The organism is Sphingomonas psychrolutea, from assembly GCF_014636175.1.
In the GTDB taxonomy this organism is placed as follows: domain Bacteria; phylum Pseudomonadota; class Alphaproteobacteria; order Sphingomonadales; family Sphingomonadaceae; genus Sphingomonas; species Sphingomonas psychrolutea.
The window spans coordinates 85,898-111,571 of sequence record NZ_BMDW01000011.1; the positions used below are offsets into that span (position 1 = coordinate 85,898).

The following is a 25,674-nucleotide window of genomic DNA, read 5'->3' on the forward strand; positions in this document are numbered from 1 at the left end:
GACGCCTACTTCGCCACCTCTACCACCAATTTTCCGATCGCGCCGCGTGCCGCCATCTTGGCGATCGCCTTGCCGCCATCCTCGAACGCGAAGGTTTCGGTGACGCGCGGATTGATCTTGCCGTCTTTCCAAAGGCGAAATAGGCGGTCGATGTGCGCGCGGTTCGCCTCCGGGTCGCGTGCGGCAAACGCGCCCCAGAACACGCCGCACACGTCGCACGACTTGAGCAGCGTCAGGTTGAGCGGCAGGCGCGGGATGCCGGCCGGGAAGCCGACGACGAGATAGCGCCCCTCCCATCCGATCGAACGCAGCGCCGGCTCGGCATAATCGCCGCCGACCGGATCGTAGATCACGTCATAGCCCTTCTTGCCGCCCGCCGCCTTGAACTGCTCGGCGAGCGCCTTGGACTGGTCCTTGTCGAACGGCGCGCGGGCATAGACGATCGTATCGTCCGCTCCCGCGTCGCGCGCGGCCTGCGCCTTTTCCTCGGACGAGACGGCCGCGACGACGCGCGCCCCGAACGCCTTGCCGAGTTCAATCGCCGCAAGCCCGACGCCACCCGCCGCGCCGAGCACCAGCAAGGTCTGCCCCTCGGCGAGATGCCCGCGGTCGAGCAAAGCGTGGATCGTCGTGCCGTAAGTCAGCAGCAGCGCGGAGCCCTCGGCGAAGCTCCGCCCCTCGGGCAAGCGGAACAGAGCGGCGGCGGGCAGCGCGATCTTCTCGACCAGCCCGCCTGAACCCGTCGTCGCAATAACGCGGTCGCCGACCGCCCAATCGGTCACGCCGTCCCCGACGCTCTCGATCACGCCCGAGATCTCGCTGCCCGGCGCGAACGGGCGCGGCGGCTTGAACTGATATTTGTCCTCGATGATCAGCACGTCGGGATAATTGATCGAGCACGCCTTGACCGCAACCACGACCTGGCCCGGACCTGCCACAGGATCGGGCAGGTCATCGAGGACTAGAGTTTCAGGTCCGCCCGGTGCTTTCGACAGAAGTGCCCGCATATGCCCGTTCTCCGCTCATCCACGGCCGGTGCGTTGCTACCCCGGCTTCGTATTTCGAAATCTGGGTATCCCTTGCCAGTGTCAGGCCGACCTCGTCCAGCCCTTCCATCAGGCATTGGCGGCGGAATGCGTCGAGTTCGAAGGCGAAGCGGTCCTGAAACGGGGTGGTGACCGTCATCGTCTCCAGATCGACGCTGATCGGCTGGTCTTGCGCGACCTCAAGCAGACGATCGATCGCGTCCTGCGGGAGGACAACGGTGACAATGCCGTTCTTGAACGCATTGCCCGAGAAAATGTCGGAAAAGCTCGGCGCGATCACCGCCTTGATCCCCATGTCGCCGAGCGCCCAGGCGGCATGTTCGCGGCTCGACCCGCAGCCGAAATTGTCGCCCGCGATCAGGATCGGCGATCCGGCATAGCGCGGATCGTCGAAGATATTGGCGGGATCGGCGCGGACCGTCTCGAACGCGCCCTTGCCAAGCCCTTCGCGCGTGATCGTCTTGAGCCAGTGCGCGGGGATGATGACGTCGGTATCGACGTTCTTCTGCCCCCACGGATAGGCCTTGCCCGAGACTTGGGTGACGGGGTCCATCAGTCTGCCCAGTTCGGAAAGGCGGGCAATTTGGCGATGTCGCGCGGGTCGTGCTGGATGATCACGGTCGCTTTCAGGTTTTTGGCCAGTCCCTTGAAGCGCTCGATCGCGGCGATACTGTCGGCGCGGTTGGTGTTGAAGCCAGGCACGCCGTCGCTGTCATAATTCTCCCGAAAATGCGCGACGTCGCCGCTCAGCAGCACGTTCCCCATACCTGCCAGATGCACGAGCAGACCGTGATGCCCCGGCGTGTGTCCCGGCAAATCGAGCATCGTGACGCTGCCGTCGCCGAACACGTCCTTGTCGCCGCTGACGGGCACCGACTTGGCCGTTCCGTCGATCCACGGCGCGAGCGGTACCTTGCTGGTGCCAGGCTCGCCCGCCTTCAACGCATCGAAATCACCCTTGCCGATCAGCAGAGTCGCGCCGGGAAAGGCCGCGGCCTGGCCGATATGGTCGAAATGGTAATGGCTGATGCCGATCATCGAAATTTGCTCGGGCTTGATGCCGACGGCTGCGAGCTGCTCGACGAGCGTGGCGGTTACGGTCGCGTCCATCGGGGCCTTGGGGTCGATCGGCTTACCCTTCATCGCGGCGGGCAGGCCGGTGTCCCACAGCATGTACGCGTCGCCATGCTTGATCAAATAACAGCTCGCGGTCAGCCGCTTGCTTTGCCCGACATACGCACGCGTGTCGGAGAATTGGTCGAGATCGTTCGCGGCGACGGTGCCGCAGTCGAGCCGCATCAGTTTAACTGGTACGGCGGGCTTTGGCGCGGCGGTCTGTGCGGTGAGGGCAGTGGCGGCAAGTGCGGCGAACAGCAGCTTCTTCATGACAAATCTCCCCTGGGTCGCCCCGCGCAATAGCCGCCCGCCGGGCGCGCGCCCACGTTTATTTGGCGGCGATGACGATCGGTTTGGAATTGGCCGTGGCGGCATAGGCGGCGATGCCGCTCAACACGGTGCCGAGCACCAGCAGAACCAGAACGCGTTTCATAAGCTATCCCCCCCAGGACCCGACATCAGATCACGCACATCGCTCAGCCGACCCGTGACGGCAGCGGCCGCCGCCATTGCGGGCGAAACCAGATGCGTGCGCGCACCTGGCCCTTGCCGTCCGACGAAGTTCCGGTTCGACGTGGACGCACAGCGTTTGCCCGGCGGTACCTTGTCCGGGTTCATCGCGAGGCACATCGAGCAGCCCGGCTCGCGCCAGTCGAACCCGGCGGCGAGGAAGATGCGGTCGAGTCCCTCGGCCTCGGCCTGGCGCTTGACCAAACCCGATCCGGGAACGATCATCGCGTGCATCCCCGGCGCGACATGGCGGCCGTTGGCGACGGCAGCGGCGGCGCGGAGGTCCTCGATGCGGCTGTTGGTGCAACTGCCGATGAACACATAATCGACCGCGACGTCCTGCATCGCGGTGCCGGGGGTGAGGCCCATATAATCGAGCGATTTGCGCGCGGCATCGCGCTTGGCCGGATCGGCGAAACTGTCGGGATCGGGCACGAAACCGGTGATCGCGACTACATCCTCGGGGCTGGTGCCCCAGGTCAGTTGCGGCGCGATGTTGGTCGCATCGAGCGTTACCAGCGCGTCATAGCGGGCGTTCGCATCGCTCGGTAGCGTGCGCCAATAGGTGACGGCTTGCTCCCAATCCTCGCCTTTGGGCGCCATTGGCCGACCCTTCAGATACGCGAAGGTCGTCTCGTCGGGCGCGACCAGGCCAGCGCGCGCGCCACCCTCGATCGACATATTGGCAATGGTGAGCCGCCCCTCGATCGACATCGCGCGGATGATCGATCCGGTATATTCCAGGACGTGGCCGGTGCCGCCGGCCGCGCCGATTTTGCCGATGATCGCGAGGATCACGTCCTTCGGGCTGACCCCGAAGCCGAGCGTGCCGTCGACGCGCACTTCCATCGTCTTCGACTGGCCGAGCAGCAATGTCTGCGTGGCAAGGACATGCTCGACCTCGCTCGTGCCGATCCCGAAGGCGAGCGCGCCGAGCGCGCCATGCGCCGAGGTATGGCTGTCGCCGCACACCAGCGTCGTGCCGGGCAGCGTGAAGCCCTGCTCCGGGCCGACGACATGGACGATGCCCTGTTCAGGCGCGGCTGCATCGATATAGTCGATGCCGAAATCGGCAGTGTTGCGCTCCAGTGCGTCGAGCTGCGCGGCACTTTCCGCATCGGCGATCGGCACGCGGTTCCCGCCAGCATCGCGCCGCTTTGTCGTCGGCAAATTATGATCGGGCACGGCCAGCGTCAGATCGGGGCGTCGCACTGCGCGGCCATGCGCGCGCAAACCCGAAAAGGCCTGCGGGCTGGTCACTTCATGGACGAGATGCCGGTCGATATAAATCAGGCACGTCCCATCGTCGCGACGTTCGACGACATGGTCGTCCCAGATTTTTTCGTACAAAGTGCGCGGGCGAATGGCCATGCGCGCGCCTTAACCGAAGGTTGCGCCAACGCAAAGCGTAACGTGGCGATTATTGCGTAATGATGGGCGAGATATAGTCGGCGTCGTGCGTAAAGGGCAACGGCAACCCGTCGCGCAGCGCGCGCAGGATCGCGGCGAAATCGGTCTGCGCGCGGAAGCCGAGCAGCTGTTCGGCGCGGCGGGCGTCATAAACCCGGTCGATCGTGGCGGGCAGCGTCCAGCCGCGTGTCGCATAAAGCGCGGCGGCGTCGGGGAAGTGATGCGCGATGACGGCCGCCGCGTCGTATTTCAGGGCAGCAGTCTCGTCCCGCGCAAAGGGCGTCGGTGCCGAGACGATGAAGGTGCCCGTGCCGATCTCGGCCATCCGCTCGAGCGCGACGATGTGCGCCGCGGCGGCATCCTCGACGGTCAGCCGGCGGTGGAGGAACTCGTTGGCCTTCATATTCTCGCCCGCGAGGCTGCGGTGCGTGTCGTCATCCTCGGGAAAGAAGCGCGCGGTGCGCAGCACCAGCACCGGCAGGCCGTGCTCGGCATGAAACAAGCGGCAGAGCTGTTCGGCCGCGAGCTTGGTCACGCCGTAGATGTTGCGCGGCTCAAGCGGGGCGAGCGTTTCGTCGATCCATACCGCCTCGGCGGCGCGCGCTTCGCGGATCGCGGTCGAGATCATCAGCGACGTCGTCGAGGTGAACACCATCCCTTTCGCCCGGTGCGCGATCGCCGCTTCGAGCACATTGAGCGTACCGGACACATTGACGTCGATAAAGGCCTGCGCGGGATAGCGCGCGATGTCGGGCTTGTGGAGCGCGCCGCTGTGGATGACGGCTTCGATCCGGCGCTCACTGAACAGCCGGTCGATCAGCGCGCGATCAGCCACGCTGCCGATCGTGTCGGTGAAGGCACCCGGCGCGACATCGAGCCCCGTCACCGTGTGCCCGGCATGGCGCAACATCGGCGCGAGAAAGCGGCCCAGCCATCCTGACGACCCGGTGAGCAAGACGCGCATCGTTACCGCGCCGCGAGTGACCGGTTGAAGAACGCAACGCTGTCTGCGAGCGCCGGGGAACGACCGCGGAACGGGACCGAGAGTGCCATGACCACGCCCTCATGCGTCTGGTTCGGATAGTTTATCAGTTCCACCCGCCCCCCCAACGTCTTCAGCCGTGCCGCCAGATGGATCGCATTGCGCGGGCGCACGGTGGTGTCGGCGGTGCCGGTAACGAGCAGCATCGGCGGCGCATCGGCGCGGGCGAAGGTAATCGGCTGCGTCATCGCCGGATCGGCGGCACCCTTGAACGCGTCGCGCGCACTGTCCGAGGTCCAGGGGTAAAAATCATACGGCCCGCACAAGGGGGCGGCAGCCTTTACGATGCGCGGATCGACGCCGACCGCCTTGAGCCAGCGCTGGTCGAGCGTCAGCATCGCGACGGTGTACGCGCCCGCTGAATGCCCCGACAGGACGATCTGCGCCGGATCGCCGCCGAATTCGCCGATATGGTCGCGCGTCCATTTCACCGCGTCGGCACCGTCCTGCAGCATCGCCGGAAACCGGATTTGCGGGACCTTGCGATAATCCGGCACGACGACCACGAACCCTGCCTTGGCAAAGGCGCGCGCGGCGAACCCATAGGCACGCCGATTCCCCTTATACCAGCCGCCGCCATACCAAAAGATCACGACCGGGCGCTTCACCACGGGCCCCACAGGACGCCACACGTCGAGCGTCTGGCCGTTGCTGCCGAACGCCAGGTCCTTGCCGATCCGCGAGACTCCGCTGCCGCCGCCCATCACCTTGTCGAGGAAGCTGAGCAAACCTGGGGGCGAGGTCAGCGCCGCGGCGGATCCCAGGCTCACCATCACCAGCAGGACACAGGCGACAATGATCCGGCGGGTCAAGCGAGATACTTTGCGGTCGTCTTCGCGGCGAGTTCGTCGGCAGTGACGCCGGGGGCCATTTCGATCAAGCGGAACGGCGCGGCGTGGTCGGGGCGCTGGAACACCGCCAGATCGGTGATGATCATGTCGACGACGTTCTTGCCCGTCAGCGGCAGCGTACAGGCCGGGATGAATTTTGGGTCGCCGTTCTTCGACGTATGTTCCATCACGACGATGATCCGCTTGACGCCTGCGACCAAATCCATCGCGCCGCCCATGCCCTTGATCATCTTGCCCGGAATCATCCAATTGGCGATGTCGCCATTCTCGGCGACTTCCATCGCGCCGAGCACGGTCAAATCGATATGCCCGCCGCGGATCATCGCGAAACTGTCGGCGCTGCTGAAATAGGCGCTTTGCGGCAATTCGCTGATCGTCTGCTTGCCGGCGTTGATCAGATCAGCATCCTCTTCGCCCGCAAGCGGGAACGGGCCGATGCCGAGCATGCCGTTTTCGGACTGGAGCGTAACCTCGACGCCCGGCGGGATATGGTTGGCGACGAGCGTCGGAATGCCGATGCCGAGGTTGACGTAAAACCCGTCCTGCAATTCACGCGCAGCACGCGCCGCCATTTCGTCGCGAGTCCAAGCCATCAATGGATATCCTTGTTCGGTAGGTAGCTGATGATGCCGTCGTCATCTGAGTCGGGGGCATCTTCGGAGTCGAGCTGATGCCCCGGATCGGTCGGATTGCCCCGTTCGGCGTCGAGGCCCTCCCAGATGCGGGCCTCGGCCTCGGCTTCGCTGATCCCGGTGGCCTGCGCATAAGCACGTGCGCCGTGGCGAACGACATCGACCAACGCGATGCCGAGCGCAAACGGATCGGCCCCGATCGGCACCGGGTTGATGAAGCACGTCGTCGGCCCGTCCTTGGTCGCCCAGACACGCAGGAATTCGCGGGCACCGCCAAGCATCCCGGCATAGCGTCGCAAGTCGATCGGGGTCGGTTTCTTCATGGCGTCGACTCCGTCGGGGGGCCCGTCGGGCGCCAGCGTTTGTCAGCGGGGAAAATGTCGTCGATCCCGCCCTTCAGCGCGGTGCCGTAAACCGGATTTGGCAGCGTGTACCAGCCCGCGCCGAAGGTCGGAACCAGCGGTTCGCTGAGCACTGCGGCGCGACGGGCAGCCGGGGTCAGGCCAGCGTTGAACAGGTCGCTGAAATCGCCGAGCTGATCGCCGCCCATCGCGACCACGCAATATTGCGCGGCGATCGTCGCGCGGCGGCCGTCCTTCTTGCTGCCCATCGCGTCGTCGCCGGAGAGATACAGCGTCTCGCCGTGAATTGCCGGGCCGAGGCCCGCCCCCTCGATTGCGGCGCGCGTCGCATCGGCATTGGCGGTGGAGCGGTTGGTGTTGAAAATAACGGTCACGCCCATTTGGCGGATCACGCCGAGCGCGCGGACCGACCCCGGGGTGGCGCTAACCTTCGATGCGCCGGTGCGCTCCCACGCTTGCCAGCGCCTTTCGTCATAGGCGCGGCCGGGGTGGGCGGAATCGTCATATTCGAAGCCGAGATTGAGCAATACGGTTTCATCGACGTCGAATACGACCGCTTTGGGCTTGGTGCCGCAGGGCACCCATTTCGGCGCGGCGAGCGTGGCGTCGGGGGCGAGGACGACCGAGTCCTGCGGTGTCGCCGCGACCTGGCGCGCGACGTAAGAGACGATGCTGCGCCACGTCTGCTGCGATGCGGCGGCGGCTTCGCCCGAGCCGTAGAGATATTGCATGCCCGCGGGGACGGTGGGGGCGGGGGTGGCGATTGCGGCTGGCGGCGGCGTGGCGGTGCAAGCGGAAAGCGTCAGTGCAGCGAAGAGCAAGCCCCTCCCCTTCAGGGGAGGGGTTGGGGTGGGGCGGTGCAACAAAAGCAATCGACGGGCTTGCCGATATGGCCCCACCCCCAACCCCTCCCCCGAAGGGGAGGGGCTTAAGAAGCGCAAGTCGATCACGCCGCCTCGCGCACCGTGCGGAATTCGATCTTCTTGTCGTAGGGCGCGCCGAGGATCAGGCGCTGGACGTAGATGCCGGGCAAATGGATGCAGTCGGGATCGAGCGATCCGACCGGCACGATTTCCTCGACCTCGGCCACGCATACCTTGCCCGCAGTCGCCATCGGCTGATTGAAATTGCGCGCGGTCTTGCGGAAGATCAGGTTGCCGCTTTCATCCGCCTTCCAGCCCTTGATGATCGCGAGATCGGCGCGGATGCCGCGTTCGAGGATATAGTCCTCGCCGTCGAAGTTTTTCACTTCCTTGCCCTCGGCAACCAGCGTGCCGACGCCGGTCTTGGTGTAGAAACCGGGAATGCCAGCGCCGCCCGCGCGGCAGCGCTCGGCGAGCGTGCCTTGTGGGCAGAATTCGACCTCAAGCTCGCCCGCCAGATACTGCCGCTCGAATTCCTTATTCTCGCCGACATAGGAGGAGATCATCTTCTTGACCTGGCGGGTGCGCAGCAGCTTGCCGAGGCCCTCGCCATCGATCCCGGCATTGTTGCTCGCAATCGTGAGGTCCTTGGTTCCTGCATCGCGGATCGCGTCGATCAGGCGCTCGGGGATGCCGCACAGGCCGAAACCGCCAGCGCAAATCGACATCCCGTCATGGAGCAGCCCTTCGAGAGCGGCGGCGGCGTCGGGATAGAGTTTGCGCATCGGGGGTCCCTTTCGGATGTCGCCGCCGATTAGGGCGCGGAAGGGTGGCCGGTCAAGGCGACCCTGGCCCCTTCAGAGTTTGGCGCCGAACAAATGCCCGATCCCGGCCGTCACCGCCATCGCCAGCGCCCCCCAGAACAGCACGCGGACCGCGCCGCGCCACAAATTCGCCCCACCAATCTGCGCACCGACCGCGCCGAGCACTGCGAGCAGCACCAACGTCGCTGCCACCACCGCTTCGATCAAGGCTGTGCCGCGGAACAGGAACGCCATCAGGACCGGCAGGATCGCTCCGACCGCGAAGCTCGCCGCCGATGCCAGCGCCGCCTGCACCGGGCGCGCCTCCATCGCTTCGTGAATCCCGAGTTCGTCGCGCATGTGCGCGCCAAGCGGATCATGCGCCATCAATTGCTCGGCGACTTGCGTCGCGAGCGCCAGGTCGAGCCCGCGCTGGCGGTAGATCGCGGCGAGTTCCTTGGTTTCGGAGTGCGGATCTTCAGCCAGTTCAGCCGCCTCACGGGCGCGTTCTGCCGCTTCAGTGTCGGCTTGCGAGCTGACCGAGACATATTCGCCCGCGGCCATCGACATGGCACCCGCGACCAGCCCCGCAACGCCAGTGAGCAAGATCGCATTCTGGCTTTGCGCCGCCGCCGCCACGCCGACGATCAGGCTCGCGGTCGACAGGATCCCGTCATTCGCACCCAGCACCGCCGCCCGCATCCAACCGATGCGCTGCACCACATGTCGTTCACCGTGTCTGATCATAGGTTCGCCGTAGCGGGGCGATGTTCAATAGGCCAGCGCCAAGCGTGCGCGCGGCATCACGCCAGCACGGCGTGCGCGATCGATTGCCATGCCTCGGTCCGGCTGAACGCGACGCGCAGCGGTTGCGACACGAGAAACGCGCCGCCGACCCAGAGCGTGACCGGGTGGAGCCGCCCGCGCTGGCGCAGATCGAAGACGATCAGCGCGAGCAGCAGCACGTCGGACAGAATCATGCCCCGATCGGCGGCGGCGTCGTCCAGCCGAGCATCCGCGAAATCCGCGCAAGCGGCGTCGTCACCAGCGCAATTGTCGCCAGCAGCATCAGCCGCTTGTGCGCCGCCGCCTCGGCACGACGCCATACGGCCGCCGCGGCGAGCGCCGCGAACCACGCGATATTCACCAGCGGGTTGATCAGAAAGGTCGGCTGGTCGCGACCCGGCGTACCGCGTCCATGATGTCCGCTGTCGATTGCGATCCACACGCCGAGCACCAAGACGACGAGCGCAAGTCCAGCGCCGGCCGATCCGAGCCAGCGATGCAGGTCACGACGATCCGCGAACACCAGACCGTTCTGGACGAGATACAGGATCATCCAACCGCTGAAGACCATGCCGTGCAAATGGGCGAGCGGCACCAGCGGCGGCGCGTGAAAAGCCGATGCGAAATAATAGGTCGGTGCGAAGCCAATCAACGCGATCAAGGCCATCGTGACAGCCATGCCAGTGAAAAACACCCGCTCGGCGCGGATACGGTGTCGTGGCAAGGACCGCGTCGCCATCGTCACTCTCCAGAAAAAGTGGGACCGTCGTTACGCTAACACAATAGCATAGCTTGCAGTCCGCAAGCACGGCGCGTCAATAGGCCAGCGCCAAGCCAGGGCGCGGCCATTCCATGCTGACCAGCTGCCCGGTGCCCGACAACGTGATGTAGGCGGTGCGCAGATCCGGCCCACCCCAGCAGATGTTGGTAGTGTACGGGTCGGGCGTGGGCACGAACGCGACCAGCTCCCCGGCGGGCGAGATCACCGATATCCCGCTTTCCCCGATCGTCGCGACGCAAATGTTGCCGCATGCCTCGACCCCAAGCGAATCGAAAAATTTGTAGCCGGGCGGACGATAGAGCGGGATGCCGGCGCCGCCGAGGCCCGCGCTCTGGTCGATCTTGCCTGGCGCGGTCACATCGAATGCCATCAGGCGGCAGGTATACGTTTCCGCCGCATAGAGCCGCTTGCCATCGGGCGAGAGGCCGATGCCGTTGGGGTTTTCGCTCGGGAAGATGACTTCTTCCAGATGGCTGCCATCGGCCTTGGCGTAGAAGATACCCGTCACATCGCGGGTCCGCTCGCGTGTCTTGCCGTGGTCGGTGAACCAGAATCCGCCATGCGCATCGAATACGATGTCGTTCGGCCCACGCAACACGCAGCCGAAATCGCCATCCTTGTACAGCACCTCCACCGCGCCGGTCGCGAGATCGATCCGCTCGATTCGCCCGCCTGAATAATCGTCGGCCTGGCCATGCGGGATGAGCAGCCCGGCGGGATGTTCGACATAATTGAAGCCGCCATTGTTGCAGCAATAGAGCTTCCCGTCAGGGCCAAGGGCGAGGCCGTTGGGCCCGCCGCCCGGCTCGGCGACGGTTTCGGTCGATCCGTCGGGGCGGACGCGCGTGATTCGGCCGGCGGCGATCTCGACGAGGATCACGCTGCCATCGGGCATCGCGACGGGGCCTTCGGGAAAGCGCAGCCCGCTGGCGAAAGTCTCAAAGGTCACATCCTACTCCTCTTTTTGAGGTAGCGTATCGGAAGCGCATCCCCACCCATAGCACCCTCTTGACTACAGGCGTAAACAATACGATTACAGACGTAGTCATTACGGAGAGCGACTCATGGCCGAACGGATCAGCGATGCCGAACATGCGGTGATGGAAGTGTTGTGGGACGAAAGCCCGCTGACCGCGCAAGATGTGGCCGAGCGTATCCCCCCCGGTCGCGACTGGTCGGCCAATACCGTCAAGACGCTGCTCGGGCGGCTGCTCGCCAAGAACACCATCGCATTCGTGCTCGATGGGCGACGCTATCTCTACCGCCCGCTTGTCGCGCGCGAAGACTATGTCGCAAGCGAATCGCGCAAGATGATGGACCGGCTGTTCGGCGGTCGGCTGACCCCGCTGGTTGCGCATCTCGCCGAGCGCGACGCACTGACCGCGCAGGACATCTCCGAGATCGAGGCGTTGCTGAAGGGGTTGAAGGCATGATCGGCTGGGGAATCGAGGCGCTGGTCGCCTCTACCGCGTTGATGGTCGCGGTGCTGCTGTTGCGTGGCCCGGTCCGCAAGGCGTTCGGCGCGCAGATCGCCTATGCGCTGTGGCTGCTGCCGGTGCTGCGGTTGGTGTTGCCGCCGCTTCCCGCCGCCTGGTGGCAGGCCACCGCCGTCGCGCCGGTGCAGCGCGCGACCGAGCAGATGACGATCTTGTTCGTCGCGCCGGTGGCCGAAGCCGCCGCGCCGAATGTGTCGATACTGGGCGCGCTGCTCGGCCCCGCGCTGGCGGTGCTGTGGGTCGCTGGCGCCGTCGCGTTCGTTGGCTGGCACACGCTTGCCAATCATCGCTTCTGCCGCCGCTTGCTCGACCGCGCGAGCGCGCGTGACGAGCAGGACGGCGTCCACATCATCGAGACCGAAGCCGCCAGCGGTCCGCTCGCCTTTGGGGTTTGGCGGCGTTACGTGGCCTTCCCGCGCGACTTTGCCGAACGCTATGAACCCGAAGAGCGCGATCTCGCGCTGGCGCACGAGCTCGGACATCATGCCCGCGGCGATCTGATCGCCAATTGGATCGCCTTGGTCGTGCTGGCGCTGCACTGGTTCAACCCGGTGGCATGGCGCGCGTTCCGCGCGTTCCGGGCGGACCAGGAAATCGCCAATGATGCGCGCGTGCTGGCGGGGATGAATCCGATGCGTCGCCACAGTTATGCCTGCGCAATCCTGAAGGCCGCGCACCCGACATTTCTGGGCGGGACGGTTTCGGCGACGTGTCACCTCCACACCATCGACGATTTGAAAGGGAGACTGAGGATGCTGACCACTACCAGAACGTCGCGCACGCGGCTGATTGCCGGGGCAGGGGTGTTGAGTCTGTGCGTTGCCGCCGGGCTGGGCCTGACCGCTTCGGGAACCGCGGCCGCCGCCAAGATGCGTAGCACGGTCGAAGATGCGACCGGCGTCGATCTCGCCAGCCTTGACCAGGCCGCGGCCACGCCACCGGCGGCGGTTGTCGTGCCCGTTGTCCCTGCGGATCCAGCCGAGCCGTCGCGCCCTGCACCTCGGGTTCACGAACATCGCGACGCCTCGGACCTGGCCGGCCCCGGCTTGCCGCCCGCACCCGAGCCCCCGCTGCAGCCGTCGAGCGCGGCGGCGACCGCTCTGCCCGAAGCGCCAACGCCAGTTTCTGGCAAGTCCGCCCCGGGCATGACCACGACGGTGACGGTGACCAAGGATGGCAAGCGCATCGTCCGCGATGGTCGTTATGTGAAGCTCAACCGTGACGGCAGCTATACCGTCGTCGGTGAGATCGCGCCTGTACCGCCGATGCGCGCCATCCCCCCAATGCCCGTCATGCCGCGAATCCCCAATATCTCGTCGCGAACGTGTGGTGTCGGCGGCAAGGGCGAGACGATGGTGATCAAGGAGTGGAGCGCCGACCGTCAGCGCATCGTCGTCTGCACCGATCGCATCGCCGCGGCGGCCGCTGCCGCCGCCAAGGGCGCCGCGATCGCCGCAAACAGCAAGGATATCGAACGCAACGCCTATGTGCACGCGCTCTCAGGCCTGCGTGACGCGAAGGCGCGGATGTTGGCAGCGCCCAATATGAGCACGAACGAGCGCAAGCAGGCGCTTTTCGGGATCGACACCGCGATCAGGGAGCTCGAAAGCGATTTGGCAAAGGCGGAGTAGGGCACTCCTTGATGATCGCTTCCCCGGCGGAGGCCGGGGCTCAGTTGCGCAACGTCGAGGGGTGAGAGCGGCGCTCATATTTCGTCGCGTTTGCGACTGGACCCCGTCCTTCGCCGGGGAAGGGCAGGACGGAGGGGCCGCCAACCCTTGCCAAGCCCCGCCCGACCCGCCATCTCGACTGGCATGACCGAGCAACTCCCCGGCGTACCCGAGCAGCTCGAACCGCTTGTTTCCCGCGTGCTCGCGCCAAATCCGTCACCCTTCACGTCTACCGGCACGCAAGTGCATCTGGTCGGCGCCACAGATCTGGCCGTGATCGATCCCGGCCCCGATACCCCAGCGCATATCGACGCGCTGGTCGCCGCGATTGCCGGGCGTCCGGTCCGCGCGATTGTGATCACGCACACGCACGGCGATCACAGCCCGGCATCGCGCCCGCTCGCCGCCGCGACGGGGGCACCAATCGTCGGGTGCGCGCCCCTTGCGCGCGATGACGCCGGATTCCGCTTGGACGCGTCGTTCGACCACGATTATGCGCCGGATCGCGTGTTGGCCGAGGGCGAGAGCGTGACCGGTAACGGCTGGACCCTCACCGCGCTGGCGACGCCCGGCCACACCTCCAACCATCTCGCCTTCGTGCTGCCCGAGGCGCAGGATGGGGCAGGGGCGCTGTTCACCGGCGATCATGTGATGGGCTGGTCGACCAGCATCGTCTCCCCGCCCGATGGCGACATGGCGGCGTACATGGCGAGCCTCGAGAAGCTGCTCCATCGCGCGGACCGCATTTATTACCCGGCGCACGGCGATCCGGTCGAAAACCCGCAGCGGCTGGCGCGCGGGATGCTCGGGCACCGCAAGCAGCGCGAAGGGCAGATCCTGCGTCTGCTGCGCGACGTGTCCGCGACGATCCCGGCGATGGTTGCGCGGCTGTATGTCGGCCTCGACCCGCGGCTGTTCCCGGCGGCGGAGCGATCGGTTCTGGCGCATCTGATCGACTTGCGTAGCCGGGGCCTGGTTATCGAGAAGGCGGGCGTCTGGTTGTTGTCGGAGCCTGTGGCGGCGTCATGACGGCGACCCCGATCGCTCGCTCGCCCGTGAAGCTTGCGCTGGCGATCGCGTTGCTGATCGCGGCGATCTTTGCGATCAAGGTCGTTTATGACCGGTATCAGGACGCCTATGTCGTCGAGCAGAACGATGATCGTGAAGCGATCGACCGGATTGTCCGCACCACCTTTGCAAAAACCACTGCTTTGAAGGTAGCGACGCTGTCGGGCACCGAGCAGGTGACCGCGCGCGATGTCCGCATGGGCGGTTGGCTCACCTCGGCCAAGGTCGTCAAGGTCCCCTTCACCGTCGATTATTTCGTCGATCTCGGCGGGCTGTCCCCCCGCAAATACCAATGGGACGAGCGCCGTCGCCGCCTCACCGTCGAAATTCCCGATATCAGTGTCGCGCAAGCCAATGTCGATGAAAGCGCGATGACGATCAATCAGACGAGCGGCGTCTGGGTCACGCGCGGCGCGGAGGCGGCGCTGGCCAAGACGATCTCGGCAAAGGCGCAAGGCAATGCGCAAGCCGAGGGGCGCAAGGCCGAGCATCTCGCCGCCGCCCGTGAAAGCGCGCGGCGGGGGCTGTCAACGCTGCTCCACGGTGCGCTGGCGGCGGCAAAGCAGGACGATATCGCCGTGGCGATCACCTTTCCGTTCGAACGCGCCAGCGATGGCGAGCGGTGGGACACGACCAAGTCGATCGCCGAAGTGCTCGGCAACGGCAGCTGATCGGTCAGGCGGCGAATATCCGGCGCAGCGGACGCGCCAGCAGCGCGAGCGCGAGCCCGCCGCCGCCGACGATCGCGGCGTGCATCAGCCAGAAGCGCGTCGGGTCCATCGTCTCGTAAAAGCCGCCCAGGCGTCCGCTGATGATGCTCGCGAAGAACGTCGCCAGATAATTGACCCCGACCAGCGTACCGCGCAGCGAGGGCGGCGATTTGGTCGCGTAGAGCGCGAGCGAGATCGGCGCGAAATAGAGCCAGCCGACATTCGAGATGAGATGGAACGCCACCGCCCATAGCAAGGGCGCCCGGCCGTCCGCGCCCGACACGAAGGGGGCGGCAGCGAGCCACGCGGTGCCGAGCGCGAACACCGCGCAGCCGATCGCCAATTTGCCGATCGCGTCGGGTTCGGCCCCGCGCTGCGCTTGCCAGCGCCATAGGCCGAGGAAGGCGGGCATCACCAGAATCGGCGCGACGCCGTCGAGCGCTTGCAGCCACGGCACCGGCACCATGAAGCTGGCGATGCGTAAGTTGAGATGATCGCGCACCCACAGATTATACACGTTCCACACTTGGCTCTGCGCGATCCAGAAACAGATTTGCACCGGGAAGACGATCGCCAGCCCGCCGATCCGCGACCAATCGCTGGCGGTCAGCGGTGCGCGCTCGACCACTGCCGCGCGCACCGTGTCTGGCGGCAAATGGCGCTGCCCGATCAGATAGACGATCAGCCCGATCAGCATCCCGAACCCGGCAAAACCGAAGCCGGTATGCCAGTCATACGCGGTCGCCAGCGCGCCGGTGATGATCGGTGCGATGAACGCGCCGAGATTGATCGCGACATAATAGAGCTGGAACGCGTCAGCCTCGCGCCGGTCGCCATCGGCATAGAGCGATTTAATCTGGGCGCTGAGATTGCCACGCAACAGCCCCGCGCCGAGGATCAACAGCAACAGCGCGAGCAGGAAGGTAACGTCGAACGCCAGCGCGAAATGCCCTGCCGTCATCAACAGCGCTCCAAGCGACACCGCGATCCGCCGCCCGGTCAGCCGGTCGCCGATCCACCCGCCGATGACGGGCGTGAAATAGATCAATCCGACATACAGCCCGAAGGTCTGCGCGGCGAGCGCTTGCACCGAAAGCGGCCCGGTGACGCCTTCGATGATACGGCGGAACGCGGCGAACCCGGCAACATGCTCGACATGTCCCGGCAGCAACAGCGCACCGACCATGTACAGCACCAACAGCGCTTGCATGCCGTGGAACGAGATGCGGTCCCACAATTCGGTCCCGGCCAATACCCATAGCCCGCGTGGCTGGCCCCACAGGTCATCGCGCTGTGCGGTGGCGGAAGCGCGGTCTGCCAAGGGAAGCGTAGCCATGTTGCGAAAGCTTGCATGGCCTGCGGTGGCTGGCAAGCAGTGCGTCGCGCGATCCGACGACGTTTGAAAATGACGGCATTTGTGTTAGGCGGGCGCCGATGTGACATCCGGGGGGAATGAGCATGGCGACGTTGGCAGCACCGCGTATCGCGCAAGTACGCGGCGAACCTTTTTTCCTGTGGAGCGCGGTGGCGATGGCGGCGGTCATCGTTGCGGGCTTCTCGCTGCAACTGGCGATGGGGCGGTCGAGTTTTGCGGCGTCTCCGACGATGGTCCATGCGCACGCGATCGTCTTTATGGGCTGGGTCGCGATCTATGTGACGCAAAACGCGCTCGTCGCGGGGGAATCGATGGCGTTGCACCGCCGCCTCGGCTGGATCGCCGCCGGCTGGATTGTCGCGATGGTCGTGCTTGGCTGCGCGGTTACGCTGGCGATGGTGCGCGGCGGGCGCGTGCCGTTCTTTTTCACGCCGCTGCAATTTCTGGTGTTCGACCCGGTTTCGCTGCTGTCCTTTGCCGGTCTCACCGTCGCGGCCGTCGTGCTGCGGCGGCAGACCGATTGGCATCGGCGGTTACATTATTGCGGTATGTCGATCCTGCTCGGGCCGGCTTTTGGCCGGTTGCTGCCGATGCCGTTCCTCATCCCCTGGGCGTACGAACTGACCTTTGTGGCGGTGATGATCTTCCCGCTGATTGGGGTGATTGCGGATCTGCGCAGCACCGGCCGCGTGCATCCTGCCTGGGGTTGGGGGATTGGCACGATCGTTCTGGCGACGCTCGTGCTGGTGGAGATCGTCACCTATAGTCCGATCGGGCTCGCTTTGTACGACGCCGTCACGGCGGGCTCTGCCGGGGCTTCGGTTGCGCCGCTCGCTTACCCACCATTCCCGCCGCACCCTTGATTGCGGACCGCGCCGCGTCCATGTGACAGCCGCAAGCGCGGGAGCAGCAAGATGGACGCACGTGGTGGTATCGGTGGGAGCTTGACCGGGCTCGACCTGCGCGCCGAGATCGATCGGCTGCGCAAGGATCGCAACGCCGTGATCCTCGCGCATTATTATCAAAAGCCCGTAATCCAGGATCTCGCCGATTTCGTCGGCGACAGCCTGGATTTGTCGAAAAAGGCCGCGGCAACCGATGCCGATGTCATTGCGTTCTGCGGCGTGCGCTTCATGGCCGAGACCGCCAAGATCCTGTCGCCCGACAAGATCGTCGTGCTGCCCGACATGGATGCGGGGTGCAGCCTGGAGGATAGCTGCCCGCCCGACAAGTTTGCGGCGTTCCGCGCGGCGCATCCCGACCATATTGCGCTAACCTACATTAATTGCTCGACCGAGGTGAAGGCATTGTCCGACATCATCGTCACCTCGTCCTCGGCCGAGAAGATCCTCAGCCAGATCCCGCTCGACCAGCCGATCATCTTTGGGCCAGACAAGAATCTCGGCGGCTATCTGGCGCGCAAGACCGGGCGCGAGATGCTGTTGTGGCCGGGCGTGTGCATCGTGCACGAGGCGTTTAGCGAAACCGAATTGCTCAAGCTGCAATTGCGGCACCCCGGCGCGCCGATCGCGGCGCACCCCGAATGCCCGCCCTATATCCTCGATCATGCCGATTATGTCGGATCGACCAGCGGCATCTTGGCCTATGCCGATCAGATGCCCGGCGACACGCTGATTGTCGCGACCGAGCCGCATATCATCCACCAGATGCAAAAGGCCGCGCCGCACAAGCACTTCATCGGCGCGCCAGGCGCGGACGGCAATTGCAACTGCAACATCTGCCCGTACATGGCGCTGAATACGCTCGAAAAACTCTACGTCGCGTTGCGCGATCTGACGCCGCGCATCGAGATCGAAGAGGGCTTGCGCCTGCAAGCGAAGAAGAGCCTCGACGCGATGCTCGCGATGGCGAGCGGGACGGTGGGGATGGGCGACCTCGGGCCGGTGCGGGTTACGGGGGATTGATGTGTATCAAAAAAGGGTCTTTTTATCAAATTGAACTTAAAATGGTTCCATTCTTGTTTGCGTACCGCTAAAGGTTCAAGGTGCGCTGCCACAAAGAATTAGAGGTTCGACCAAGGCGATGGTGAATCAACCGTATCACGTTGCGATCATGGGGGATTTGATCGGCAGCGAGCATGCGGTGTCCGTCGATACGCTTCATGCTACTTTCAACGATGCGGTCGACGCGATCAACAGCGAGTATCGTACGGCGCTGACGTCGCCGTTGACGATAACCTTAGGCGACGAATTTCAAGGGCTGTGCGCATCGCTGGACGATGGGTTGTCGATCGTGCACGATTTGCGACAACGCTTGTCCGCCAAGTCTACACCATGCCGTTTCGTTTTGGGTGTGGTTACATTGAAAACCGCGATCAATCACGACCGAGCGTGGAACATGATGGGCCCCGGACTGGCAACCGCGCGCGAACGGCTGGCAGATAAACGAGATCCAAATGCCTATCGCTTTTCCTTGCCCGACCATCGCCTCGTCGCGGATTTGCTCGACGCGCTCGGCTACACGGTGACCTCGATCGAGGAAGGCTGGACCGCGCGGCAGCAGCAGATTGTGACGGATAGCCGATCCGTAGCAAAGGTTGCCGAGGTCTTTGGCGTAACACCAAGAAATATTTATAAAATTCGGGAAGCTGCAAATTTCAAACTGTATGAATCGGTCTGGCAGGCGATGACTGCAGCGATCCGTGCGTTGGATCAGGACTATGGCGTCAAGTGGTGACCCTGGTTCATGCCGTGCTATACTCCGCGGTGGCGCTTGGGCTTCTTTGGTGGGGCGGCAACGCCGCGTGCCGCCTTCTGCTCAACCTCACCGGACTTAAGGATGCGACGGCTGACGCGGAACCAGACCACGCCTTGAAAGTCGGGCGGGTGATTGGCGGCCTGGAACGCCTGATCATCGCGATCGGCTTGCTTTACGGCGTGTGGGAAGCGATTGCCGCCGTCATCGCCTTGAAGACGATCGCGCGCTTCAAGGAAATCGATCACAAAATTCCCGCGGAATATTTTCTGGTCGGCTCGCTCTTCAGCTTGCTGTGGGGCATCATCGTGACGAGCGGACGGACGGTTTACGACCGCGAGCTTGGCAGCAACCTCCAGTCCAAGCTGGTGGCGGCCTCCTCTACGCCTGCAACACCCAAGAAAGCCGACGTGAAATGAGCTTCCAGCTTCCCTCCTTCGACCTCTCCTTCTTCGTCGCCTCCACCTTGGCCGAGGACCTCGGTCCCGGCGGCGACATCACTTCCGCCGCCGTCATCCCGGCCGACGCGCGGTTTGCCGGCACAATGGACAGTCGTCATGCGATCGTCGTGGCCGGGCTGCCGGTTGCCGAGGCGTTCTTCCGCGCGCTCGACCCGCAAGTCGTGATCGAACGGCTGGTTGAGGATGGACAGAGCGTGCCCGCCGGGACCGATTTGCTGCGCCTCCACGGTCTCGCCCGCGCGATGCTGACGGCGGAACGCTCGGCGCTCAACACCGTCCAGCATCTGTCGGGCATTGCGACGATGACGCGCAGCTATGTCGATGCGATCGCTGGGACCGGCGCGACCTTGCTCGATACGCGCAAAACCATTCCCGGCCTTCGCGCTTTGGAAAAATATGCGACGCGGATGGGCGGCGCGACCAACCACCGGATGGGGTTGTGGGATGCCGCGATGATCAAGGACAATCATGTCGCAGTGGCGGGCGGCGTCGGCCCGGCAGTCGCGCGCGCGGTCGCGGCGGGAATTGCGCGGATCATCGTCGAGGTCGATTCGATCGACCAGATCGAACCGGCGCTTGCGGCGGGCGCCACGCATCTGCTGCTCGACAATATGAACCCGGCGACGTTGCGTATGGCGGTGGGTCTCGTCGCTGGGCGCGTGCCGACCGAAGCATCGGGCGGCGTGCGGCTCGACACGATTCGCGCGATTGCAGAGGCGGGCGTGACCTATGTTAGCGTCGGGCGCTTGACGCAGTCGGCCCCGGCGGCCGATATCGGGCTGGATTTCGCGGCGATTTGAGGGGGTAGCGATGCGGACGATGTTGGGGATCGTAGGGGCTGCGCTGATCGCGATGCCGGGGGTGGCGGCAGCGCAAAGCTACCAGTGCACGGTGCCGTCCAACGTCCCGCGCCCGCGCCCCGATCTTGCTTCGGCGAGCCAGCCGCAGCGGCTGCGGCCGATCACCGGCTACACGCTCGCGCTGACCTGGGCCCCGCAATATTGCCATAACAATGCGCGCGATGCCTCGGCGCGGTTCGAATGCCAGAGCGGCAACCGCTTCGGCTTTACGCTGCACGGCCTGTGGCCCGATGGCGTCGGCAAGGAATGGCCGCAATATTGCACTACGACGGCGCTGCTCCCGCCCGCGGTAATCAAGCGGAACCTGTGTTCGACGCCGTCGGCGCAACTGCTCCAGCATGAATGGGCCAAGCACGGCACGTGTATGCAAACCACGCCCGCCGATTATTTCGCGCGCTCGACCGGTCTGTACGCCAAGCTGCGCTATCCCGACATGGATGCCCTGTCGCGCAAGCCGCTCAATGCCGGGCAGTTTGCCGACGCCTTCGCGGCAGCCAATCCCGGCGTCCCCGTCAGTGCGGTGCGCGTCACGGCCACTGCCAAAGGCTGGCTCGACGAACTGTGGCTCTGTCTCGACAAGAGCTTCGCGTACACGCGTTGCGAGGCGAATTCGGGCGGATTGGCTGCCAATGCCAGCGTCAAGATCTGGCGTGGCAAACGCTAAAGCTTATCGCCCCTCGATTACCGCCGTCGCAGGATGATGCTTGTCGAGGTGACGCTTGATGATCCGCAAATTGCGCGTGTTCGAGCGGAACAGGAAATCGGGGATCGCACCCACGAACGGGATCAGACCCAGCACGAAATCCACGCCGACATTGCCGAACATGCGCGCCATCTGCGTCTTCGACATGCCGAGGTTGCGCGCTTCCCACACCATCCACGCGCCCATTGCCGCGCCGATCGCATCGCCGCCGACCGGAATCAAATCGAGGATCACGTCGAGCCCGACTCGGCGATTGATGCCGGGAATCACGAAAAGCCCTTCGAGCAAATGCTCCATCGCCTCGATCCGCTTGCGCACCGCGGCCGGATCTCGCCCGGTATAAGCGGTGGCGAAATCGCCGAAGGGCGGGGGATTCATGCGGGAGGTCTTGTCTGCCATGTCACCTCAATTGGGGTCGTTCCGGAGGTGATTCAACGGGTGCCACGCCCGTGAGTTCCCGGTCCAGGCGCGCAATCTGATGCTTACCAGCGACCAGCGCAGCGGGCGGGCGAGCGGAATGAAGGCGACATCGCTCGCCAGCGCGGCATCCGCCACCGCAATCTGCTGCGCGCGCAGGCGTGGCGACTCGGCATCACGCGCCGCATCGATCGCGGCTTGCGCTGCCTCGCTGCACGGTTGGCAGGCGGTCGCGACGTACCAGCGCCCGCTGTCATAGGGTGCGACCGCATCGATCAGGCGGAGGTCGGCTGGAGCATCAATCGCAACCCGTTCCGGAGTAATACCAAGCGAAAGGAGCGCTGCCCCGACATAGCCGTAAAGGAGGTTCGCCCCCGGTCCGCGTGGCACCGCAACGCGCAGGCGGAGTTCGCCCGGATTTGCCGCCCGCCAGCGCGCAATGCGGTCGCGCGGAGTCGGATCGCCCACCGCTGGGGCCTCCGCCCATGCCGGAATGGCCGGCGGCGCCGCCGAATCGAGCTGATCGGGCAGCAATTGCGCGGCAGGTTGCCAATCCGGTGAAATGGCCGCCACGAACGCGGCGCGATCGATTGTGCGCGCGATCGCGGCGCGATTTTCGGAATCGGCGAGCACGCCGCTGCGGTTTACCACCGCCAGTCCGAACACACCTGCAGCAGGATCGAAGCGGCGATTGAGCGGTGCGATCTGCGTCGTCATCACCAGTGGCCAATCGGTAAAGGTGCCGCCCGTCACCAAATTCGCCTCCCGCCGGTCGAACCGGACGATCGCGCGCGCGGCACGCTCGCCAATCAAGCTGACATTGGCGGCGGGCGACGGCTCGACCACATCGTCGTCGGGGCTGCGCGCCGGGTCGAACGCCGGCCGAAGCGCGACGGTGCGGCGACGCTTTGATACGATTCGATACGGTCCGCTGCCGCCCGGCGGTGCAATGCGAAGAATCGCCATTTCGGGCTGCGCGAACAGCTTGAGCAAATCCGGCCGCGGATGCTTCAAGCGAATTTCGATGACTTCCGGCGTCATCTCGACGATCTCTTCGATCGCGCTCAAATAGGGTCTGAGCACATTGCGCGATCCGGCGGCGATCTGGCGACGCAGCACCGTGACGACCTCGGCGGCAGTAACTGGCTTGCCGTCGCTCCACTCGGCGTCCCGCAGCCGAAAGATATAGCTGGTGCCGTTATCGATAACGCTCCAGCGCTCGGCGATTCCCGGTTCGATCTGGCCGGTGGAATCAAAGCGGACCAGGCCTTGCGCCGTCATATCGAGCATCAGCCGTGCGGGCGTACCGAGCGCGCCGCGGGCCGGGTCGGCGAGCGTAGGCGCATCGCCGATCGCGCTGACGACGATCGGTCCGTCATCGGGGCGCGCGGTGCAGGCAGCGAGCGCGGTCGTCGCGGACACCATAAGCGCGGACAGGAGGATGGATCGGAAGCGCGTCATCACCATACCCTGCCACCCGGGGTCGCGTTGCGCTACCGCGAAGCGCAGTTGGTGCGGACGGCGGGACTCGAACCCGCACACCCAAGGGGCGAGGGATTTTAAGTCCCGTGCGTCTACCAATTTCGCCACGTCCGCATCTGCGGATCTGCCAAGCGCACCGCGCGCGTGCCGTCAAGTCACGGTGACGAAACGGCGCATCACACGTTGAGGCGCGCGCGCATTTCCTTGCCGGGCTTGAAATAGGGAACGCGCTTGGCATCGACTGCGACAAGTTCGCCGGTGCGGGGATTACGTCCGGTGCGCGCATCGCGGGCACGGGTCGAAAAAGCGCCGAAACCGCGCAATTCTACGCGACCACCAGCGGCGAGCCGCTTGGAAATTTCGTCGAAAAACGTCGTCACGAGCGCCTCGATATCGCGACCCGACAAGTCGGGATTGTCTGCCGCCAGCATCTGAACGAGTTCCGAACGGATCATCGCGTCATTCCCTTGCCCACCTTATACCCTCATGCAGGCGATAAGGCCAATTCGGACTTGATCTAACGCAAGCCCGCTTTTTGTTATAGGCACGAAACGACGTAAAAAAAAGCGGTGAGGCTACTCATTTTGAACGAGTAGCCTCACCGATTTGTCACTTCTTCGTGTCGGTGCCCTGTGCCTTGAGCGCCGCGCCGAGAATGTCACCCAGCGACGCGCCCGAGTCGGACGAGCCGTATTGCGCAACTGCCTGCTTCTCTTCGGAGATCTGCATCGCCTTGATCGAGAAGGTTGGCTTCTTCGAACGGTCGAAGCCGGTCACCATCGCATCGAACTTCTGGCCGGTCTGGAACCGTTCCGGACGCTGTTCGTCGCGGTCGCGACCGAGATCGGTACGCTTGATGAAGCCCGTCGCGCCGTCATCACCGACCTGCACTTCGAGACCCGCATCGCGGACTTCGAGCACGGTGACCGTGACGATGGCATTCTTGTTGAGGCCCGAACCCGCCGCTGCGGTGCCGCCTGCGGCAACGCCGCCTGCTGCCGGAGCGCCACGCTCGAGCTGCTTCATGCCGAGAGAAATACGCTCCTTTTCGGCGTCGATGTCGAGCACGATGGCCTGAACCATCTCGCCCTTGCGATGCAGATTGAGCGCGTCCTCGCCGGAAACGCCCCAGGCGATGTCGGACATGTGGACCATGCCGTCGACATCGTTGTCGAGGCCGATGAACAGGCCGAATTCGGTCGCGTTCTTGACTTCGCCCTCGACGGTCGAACCGATCGGATGCGATTCTGCGAACGCCTCCCACGGGTTGCTGATCGCTTGCTTGAGGCCGAGCGAGATGCGGCGCTTGTCGGGATCGACCTCGATGACCACGACGTCGACTTCCTGGCTGGTCGAGACGATCTTGCCGGGATGGACGTTCTTCTTGGTCCACGACATTTCGGACACATGGACCAGGCCTTCGATGCCCGGCTCGAGCTCGACGAACGCACCATATTCGGTGATGTTCGTAACGCGGCCCGACAGCTTGGCGCCGACCGGATACTTGGCTGCGGCACCTTCCCACGGATCGCTCTCGAGCTGCTTCATGCCAAGCGAGATACGCTGCGTGTCCTTGTTAATGCGGATGATCTGAACCTTGACGGTATCGCCAATGTTGAGAACTTCCGAAGGATGGCCGACGCGCTTGTAGCTGAGATCGGTGACGTGCAGCAGGCCGTCGATGCCGCCCAAATCAACGAACGCACCATAATCGGTGATGTTCTTGACGACGCCGTCGATGATCTGGCCCTCGGCGAGGCTGAGGATCAGGCCCGAACGCTGCTCGGCGCGGGTTTCTTCGAGGATCGCGCGACGCGACACGACGATGTTGCCGCGCTTGCGGTCCATCTTGAGGATCTGGAAGGGCTGGGGGATATCCATCAGCGGGGTGACGTCGCGCACCGGGCGGATATCGACCTGCGAACCGGGCAGGAAGGCCACGGCGCCGTTAAGGTCGACGGTGAAGCCGCCCTTGACGCGGCCGAAGATGACGCCCTCGACGCGGGCAGTCTTGGCGAATTCGGTTTCGAGCGTGTCCCAGGCGGCTTCGCGGCGGGCGCGATCGCGCGACAGCATTGCTTCGCCGTGGACGTTCTCGACGCGATCAACGAACACTTCGACTTCGTCACCGACCTTGAGATCGGCCTTCTGGCCCGGCATCGCGAATTCGCGCAGCGGAACGCGGCCTTCCGACTTCAAGCCGACGTCGATGACGGCGAGGTCGTTCTCGATTGCGGTAACGGTGCCCTTGACGACGCGGCCTTCGAAGCTGTCGGCGCCGCCGAGCGTCAGTTCGAGCATGGCAGCGAAATCGTCGCGTGTTGGATGTGGCTGAGTGGCCATAAAGTCCTGTATTCCTAAATCATGTTCCGGCCAGCCGGTTGTCTCCGGCGGTCTTGGCCTATGCTGTCATGGGGGCCGAACGCCATCACGACATCCATCCGGGCCATTGTTCATGGAGGCATCGCCAAGCGAAAAAGGCGCAGGAAGAAACCTTCCGCGCCGGACCTCCACG

29 protein-coding genes and 1 tRNA gene are annotated in these 25,674 nt (G+C 64.7%); 10 read left to right on the plus strand and 20 right to left on the minus strand.

The window, feature by feature from the left end; all coding sequences use genetic code 11:
- Positions 1-5: 5 nt before the first annotated feature.
- The 14 genes from IEV62_RS10460 to IEV62_RS10525 form a co-directional block, all read right to left on the minus strand.
- Positions 6-1,007 (minus strand): NADPH:quinone oxidoreductase family protein, encoded by a 1,002-nt coding sequence (locus IEV62_RS10460; protein ID WP_188447184.1) that lies wholly within the window; start codon positions 1,005-1,007, stop codon positions 6-8.
- On the minus strand, positions 970-1,599 hold the full coding sequence (gene leuD, locus IEV62_RS10465; protein WP_188447186.1) for a 3-isopropylmalate dehydratase small subunit: 630 nt from the start codon (positions 1,597-1,599) through the stop codon (positions 970-972). The genes IEV62_RS10460 and leuD overlap by 38 nt, the downstream gene beginning before the upstream one ends.
- Positions 1,599-2,432 carry an N-acyl homoserine lactonase family protein gene (locus IEV62_RS10470; RefSeq protein ID WP_188447188.1) on the minus strand — a complete coding sequence of 278 codons (834 nt, stop codon included), beginning with the start codon at positions 2,430-2,432 and terminating at the stop codon, positions 1,599-1,601. The genes leuD and IEV62_RS10470 overlap by 1 nt, the downstream gene beginning before the upstream one ends.
- A gap of 159 nt (positions 2,433-2,591) precedes the next feature.
- Entirely contained in the window at positions 2,592-4,043 is a 1,452-nt protein-coding gene (gene leuC, locus IEV62_RS10475; RefSeq protein WP_188447190.1) for a 3-isopropylmalate dehydratase large subunit, read from the minus strand.
- Positions 4,044-4,092: 49 nt separating this feature from the next.
- Positions 4,093-5,046 carry an NAD-dependent epimerase/dehydratase family protein gene (locus tag IEV62_RS10480; protein ID WP_188447192.1) on the minus strand — a complete coding sequence of 318 codons (954 nt, stop codon included), beginning with the start codon at positions 5,044-5,046 and terminating at the stop codon, positions 4,093-4,095.
- Positions 5,047-5,048: 2 nt separating this feature from the next.
- The gene (locus IEV62_RS10485; RefSeq protein ID WP_188447265.1) at positions 5,049-5,897 is read right to left on the minus strand and encodes an alpha/beta hydrolase; all 849 of its coding nucleotides are present in this window, start codon (positions 5,895-5,897) and stop codon (positions 5,049-5,051) included.
- 35 nt (positions 5,898-5,932) lie between these two features.
- Complete coding sequence (locus IEV62_RS10490) at positions 5,933-6,568, minus strand: CoA transferase subunit B (RefSeq protein WP_188447194.1); 636 nt, start codon at positions 6,566-6,568, stop codon at positions 5,933-5,935.
- Complete coding sequence (locus IEV62_RS10495; RefSeq protein ID WP_229733018.1) at positions 6,568-6,930, minus strand: DUF5076 domain-containing protein; 363 nt, start codon at positions 6,928-6,930, stop codon at positions 6,568-6,570. Before IEV62_RS10495 ends, IEV62_RS10490 begins: the two co-directional genes overlap by 1 nt.
- On the minus strand, positions 6,927-7,790 hold the full coding sequence (locus IEV62_RS10500) for an HAD family acid phosphatase (protein WP_229733020.1): 864 nt from the start codon (positions 7,788-7,790) through the stop codon (positions 6,927-6,929). The genes IEV62_RS10495 and IEV62_RS10500 overlap by 4 nt, the downstream gene beginning before the upstream one ends.
- A gap of 125 nt (positions 7,791-7,915) precedes the next feature.
- Entirely contained in the window at positions 7,916-8,617 is a 702-nt protein-coding gene (locus IEV62_RS10505; protein WP_188447196.1) for a CoA transferase subunit A, read from the minus strand.
- Positions 8,618-8,689: 72 nt separating this feature from the next.
- The gene (locus IEV62_RS10510; protein ID WP_188447198.1) at positions 8,690-9,382 is read right to left on the minus strand and encodes a VIT1/CCC1 transporter family protein; all 693 of its coding nucleotides are present in this window, start codon (positions 9,380-9,382) and stop codon (positions 8,690-8,692) included.
- A gap of 56 nt (positions 9,383-9,438) precedes the next feature.
- On the minus strand, positions 9,439-9,615 hold the full coding sequence (locus IEV62_RS10515) for a hypothetical protein (protein ID WP_188447200.1): 177 nt from the start codon (positions 9,613-9,615) through the stop codon (positions 9,439-9,441).
- Positions 9,612-10,160, minus strand: coding sequence for a hypothetical protein (locus IEV62_RS10520; protein WP_188447202.1), 549 nt, complete (start codon positions 10,158-10,160; stop codon positions 9,612-9,614). Before IEV62_RS10520 ends, IEV62_RS10515 begins: the two co-directional genes overlap by 4 nt.
- A 76-nt stretch (positions 10,161-10,236) precedes the next feature.
- Positions 10,237-11,151, minus strand: coding sequence for an SMP-30/gluconolactonase/LRE family protein (locus tag IEV62_RS10525; protein ID WP_188447204.1), 915 nt, complete (start codon positions 11,149-11,151; stop codon positions 10,237-10,239).
- Positions 11,152-11,266: 115 nt separating this feature from the next.
- Here IEV62_RS10525 and IEV62_RS10530 point away from each other — a divergent pair, with 115 nt between their 5' ends.
- The 4 genes from IEV62_RS10530 (at position 11,267) to IEV62_RS10545 (ending at position 15,107) form a co-directional block, all read left to right on the plus strand.
- Positions 11,267-11,635, plus strand: a complete 369-nt coding sequence (locus tag IEV62_RS10530; RefSeq protein WP_188447206.1) for a BlaI/MecI/CopY family transcriptional regulator — start codon at positions 11,267-11,269, stop codon at positions 11,633-11,635.
- Entirely contained in the window at positions 11,632-13,329 is a 1,698-nt protein-coding gene (locus tag IEV62_RS10535) for a M56 family metallopeptidase (RefSeq protein ID WP_188447208.1), read from the plus strand. The genes IEV62_RS10530 and IEV62_RS10535 overlap by 4 nt, the downstream gene beginning before the upstream one ends.
- Positions 13,330-13,512: 183 nt before the next feature.
- Positions 13,513-14,397, plus strand: coding sequence for an MBL fold metallo-hydrolase (locus IEV62_RS10540; RefSeq protein WP_188447210.1), 885 nt, complete (start codon positions 13,513-13,515; stop codon positions 14,395-14,397).
- Complete coding sequence (locus tag IEV62_RS10545) at positions 14,394-15,107, plus strand: DUF4230 domain-containing protein (RefSeq protein ID WP_188447212.1); 714 nt, start codon at positions 14,394-14,396, stop codon at positions 15,105-15,107. Before IEV62_RS10540 ends, IEV62_RS10545 begins: the two co-directional genes overlap by 4 nt.
- Before the next feature lie 4 nt (positions 15,108-15,111).
- Here IEV62_RS10545 and IEV62_RS10550 read toward each other — a convergent pair whose 3' ends face one another.
- Positions 15,112-16,482, minus strand: coding sequence for a peptide MFS transporter (locus IEV62_RS10550; protein ID WP_188447214.1), 1,371 nt, complete (start codon positions 16,480-16,482; stop codon positions 15,112-15,114).
- Between the two features lie 122 nt (positions 16,483-16,604).
- Here IEV62_RS10550 and IEV62_RS10555 point away from each other — a divergent pair, with 122 nt between their 5' ends.
- From IEV62_RS10555 to IEV62_RS10580, 6 genes are all read left to right on the plus strand, one after another.
- Positions 16,605-17,384: a hypothetical protein gene (locus tag IEV62_RS10555; RefSeq protein ID WP_188447216.1), complete on the plus strand. Its 780-nt coding sequence runs from the start codon at positions 16,605-16,607 to the stop codon at positions 17,382-17,384.
- A gap of 51 nt (positions 17,385-17,435) precedes the next feature.
- Positions 17,436-18,446, plus strand: a complete 1,011-nt coding sequence (gene nadA, locus IEV62_RS10560) for a quinolinate synthase NadA (protein WP_188447218.1) — start codon at positions 17,436-17,438, stop codon at positions 18,444-18,446.
- Between the two features lie 148 nt (positions 18,447-18,594).
- A complete protein-coding gene (locus IEV62_RS10565) occupies positions 18,595-19,218 on the plus strand; it encodes a SatD family protein (RefSeq protein ID WP_188447219.1) in 624 nt (207 codons plus the stop codon).
- The gene (locus IEV62_RS10570) at positions 19,215-19,655 is read left to right on the plus strand and encodes a hypothetical protein (protein ID WP_229733022.1); all 441 of its coding nucleotides are present in this window, start codon (positions 19,215-19,217) and stop codon (positions 19,653-19,655) included. The genes IEV62_RS10565 and IEV62_RS10570 overlap by 4 nt, the downstream gene beginning before the upstream one ends.
- Entirely contained in the window at positions 19,652-20,497 is an 846-nt protein-coding gene (gene nadC, locus IEV62_RS10575; RefSeq protein ID WP_188447223.1) for a carboxylating nicotinate-nucleotide diphosphorylase, read from the plus strand. The genes IEV62_RS10570 and nadC overlap by 4 nt, the downstream gene beginning before the upstream one ends.
- Positions 20,498-20,507: 10 nt before the next feature.
- Positions 20,508-21,221: a ribonuclease T2 family protein gene (locus IEV62_RS10580; protein WP_373868583.1), complete on the plus strand. Its 714-nt coding sequence runs from the start codon at positions 20,508-20,510 to the stop codon at positions 21,219-21,221.
- A gap of 3 nt (positions 21,222-21,224) precedes the next feature.
- Here the strand turns inward: IEV62_RS10580 and IEV62_RS10585 are convergent, their stop codons facing one another.
- The 5 genes from IEV62_RS10585 to rpsA all read right to left on the minus strand — a co-directional run bounded on the left by IEV62_RS10585 (position 21,225) and on the right by rpsA (position 25,502).
- Complete coding sequence (locus tag IEV62_RS10585) at positions 21,225-21,638, minus strand: DUF4112 domain-containing protein (RefSeq protein ID WP_188447273.1); 414 nt, start codon at positions 21,636-21,638, stop codon at positions 21,225-21,227.
- Positions 21,639-21,665: 27 nt separating this feature from the next.
- Positions 21,666-23,138: an ABC transporter substrate-binding protein gene (locus IEV62_RS10590; protein WP_188447225.1), complete on the minus strand. Its 1,473-nt coding sequence runs from the start codon at positions 23,136-23,138 to the stop codon at positions 21,666-21,668.
- 49 nt (positions 23,139-23,187) lie between these two features.
- Positions 23,188-23,273 (minus strand) — tRNA-Leu (locus IEV62_RS10595).
- Positions 23,274-23,335: 62 nt separating this feature from the next.
- On the minus strand, positions 23,336-23,614 hold the full coding sequence (locus IEV62_RS10600; RefSeq protein WP_188447227.1) for an integration host factor subunit beta: 279 nt from the start codon (positions 23,612-23,614) through the stop codon (positions 23,336-23,338).
- Positions 23,615-23,768: 154 nt separating this feature from the next.
- Positions 23,769-25,502: a 30S ribosomal protein S1 gene (gene rpsA / locus IEV62_RS10605; RefSeq protein ID WP_188447229.1), complete on the minus strand. Its 1,734-nt coding sequence runs from the start codon at positions 25,500-25,502 to the stop codon at positions 23,769-23,771.
- Positions 25,503-25,674 lie beyond the last annotated feature (172 nt).

Bases quoted from the DNA above. Each gene is read 5' to 3' on its own strand.
- IEV62_RS10580 (WP_373868583.1), top strand. From the start codon at position 20,508: ATGCGGACGATGTTGGGGATCGTAGGGGCTGCGCTGATCGCGATGCCG.
- IEV62_RS10550 (WP_188447214.1), bottom strand. From the start codon at position 16,482: ATGGCTACGCTTCCCTTGGCAGACCGCGCTTCCGCCACCGCACAGCGC.
- IEV62_RS10565 (WP_188447219.1), top strand. From the start codon at position 18,595: ATGGGGGATTTGATCGGCAGCGAGCATGCGGTGTCCGTCGATACGCTT.
- IEV62_RS10485 (WP_188447265.1), bottom strand. From the start codon at position 5,897: ATGGTGAGCCTGGGATCCGCCGCGGCGCTGACCTCGCCCCCAGGTTTG.
- IEV62_RS10535 (WP_188447208.1), top strand. From the start codon at position 11,632: ATGATCGGCTGGGGAATCGAGGCGCTGGTCGCCTCTACCGCGTTGATG.
- IEV62_RS10590 (WP_188447225.1), bottom strand. From the start codon at position 23,138: ATGACGCGCTTCCGATCCATCCTCCTGTCCGCGCTTATGGTGTCCGCG.
- IEV62_RS10505 (WP_188447196.1), bottom strand. From the start codon at position 8,617: ATGCGCAAACTCTATCCCGACGCCGCCGCCGCTCTCGAAGGGCTGCTC.
- IEV62_RS10545 (WP_188447212.1), top strand. From the start codon at position 14,394: ATGACGGCGACCCCGATCGCTCGCTCGCCCGTGAAGCTTGCGCTGGCG.
- IEV62_RS10530 (WP_188447206.1), top strand. From the start codon at position 11,267: ATGGCCGAACGGATCAGCGATGCCGAACATGCGGTGATGGAAGTGTTG.
- leuD (WP_188447186.1), bottom strand. From the start codon at position 1,599: ATGGACCCCGTCACCCAAGTCTCGGGCAAGGCCTATCCGTGGGGGCAG.
- IEV62_RS10555 (WP_188447216.1), top strand. From the start codon at position 16,605: ATGGCGACGTTGGCAGCACCGCGTATCGCGCAAGTACGCGGCGAACCT.
- IEV62_RS10600 (WP_188447227.1), bottom strand. From the start codon at position 23,614: ATGATCCGTTCGGAACTCGTTCAGATGCTGGCGGCAGACAATCCCGAC.
- IEV62_RS10495 (WP_229733018.1), bottom strand. From the start codon at position 6,930: ATGAAGAAACCGACCCCGATCGACTTGCGACGCTATGCCGGGATGCTT.
- nadA (WP_188447218.1), top strand. From the start codon at position 17,436: ATGGACGCACGTGGTGGTATCGGTGGGAGCTTGACCGGGCTCGACCTG.
- IEV62_RS10510 (WP_188447198.1), bottom strand. From the start codon at position 9,382: ATGATCAGACACGGTGAACGACATGTGGTGCAGCGCATCGGTTGGATG.
- IEV62_RS10540 (WP_188447210.1), top strand. From the start codon at position 13,513: ATGACCGAGCAACTCCCCGGCGTACCCGAGCAGCTCGAACCGCTTGTT.
- rpsA (WP_188447229.1), bottom strand. From the start codon at position 25,502: ATGGCCACTCAGCCACATCCAACACGCGACGATTTCGCTGCCATGCTC.
- nadC (WP_188447223.1), top strand. From the start codon at position 19,652: ATGAGCTTCCAGCTTCCCTCCTTCGACCTCTCCTTCTTCGTCGCCTCC.
- IEV62_RS10460 (WP_188447184.1), bottom strand. From the start codon at position 1,007: ATGCGGGCACTTCTGTCGAAAGCACCGGGCGGACCTGAAACTCTAGTC.
- IEV62_RS10480 (WP_188447192.1), bottom strand. From the start codon at position 5,046: ATGCGCGTCTTGCTCACCGGGTCGTCAGGATGGCTGGGCCGCTTTCTC.
- IEV62_RS10515 (WP_188447200.1), bottom strand. From the start codon at position 9,615: ATGATTCTGTCCGACGTGCTGCTGCTCGCGCTGATCGTCTTCGATCTG.
- leuC (WP_188447190.1), bottom strand. From the start codon at position 4,043: ATGGCCATTCGCCCGCGCACTTTGTACGAAAAAATCTGGGACGACCAT.
- IEV62_RS10470 (WP_188447188.1), bottom strand. From the start codon at position 2,432: ATGAAGAAGCTGCTGTTCGCCGCACTTGCCGCCACTGCCCTCACCGCA.
- IEV62_RS10490 (WP_188447194.1), bottom strand. From the start codon at position 6,568: ATGGCTTGGACTCGCGACGAAATGGCGGCGCGTGCTGCGCGTGAATTG.
- IEV62_RS10585 (WP_188447273.1), bottom strand. From the start codon at position 21,638: ATGAATCCCCCGCCCTTCGGCGATTTCGCCACCGCTTATACCGGGCGA.
- IEV62_RS10520 (WP_188447202.1), bottom strand. From the start codon at position 10,160: ATGGCGACGCGGTCCTTGCCACGACACCGTATCCGCGCCGAGCGGGTG.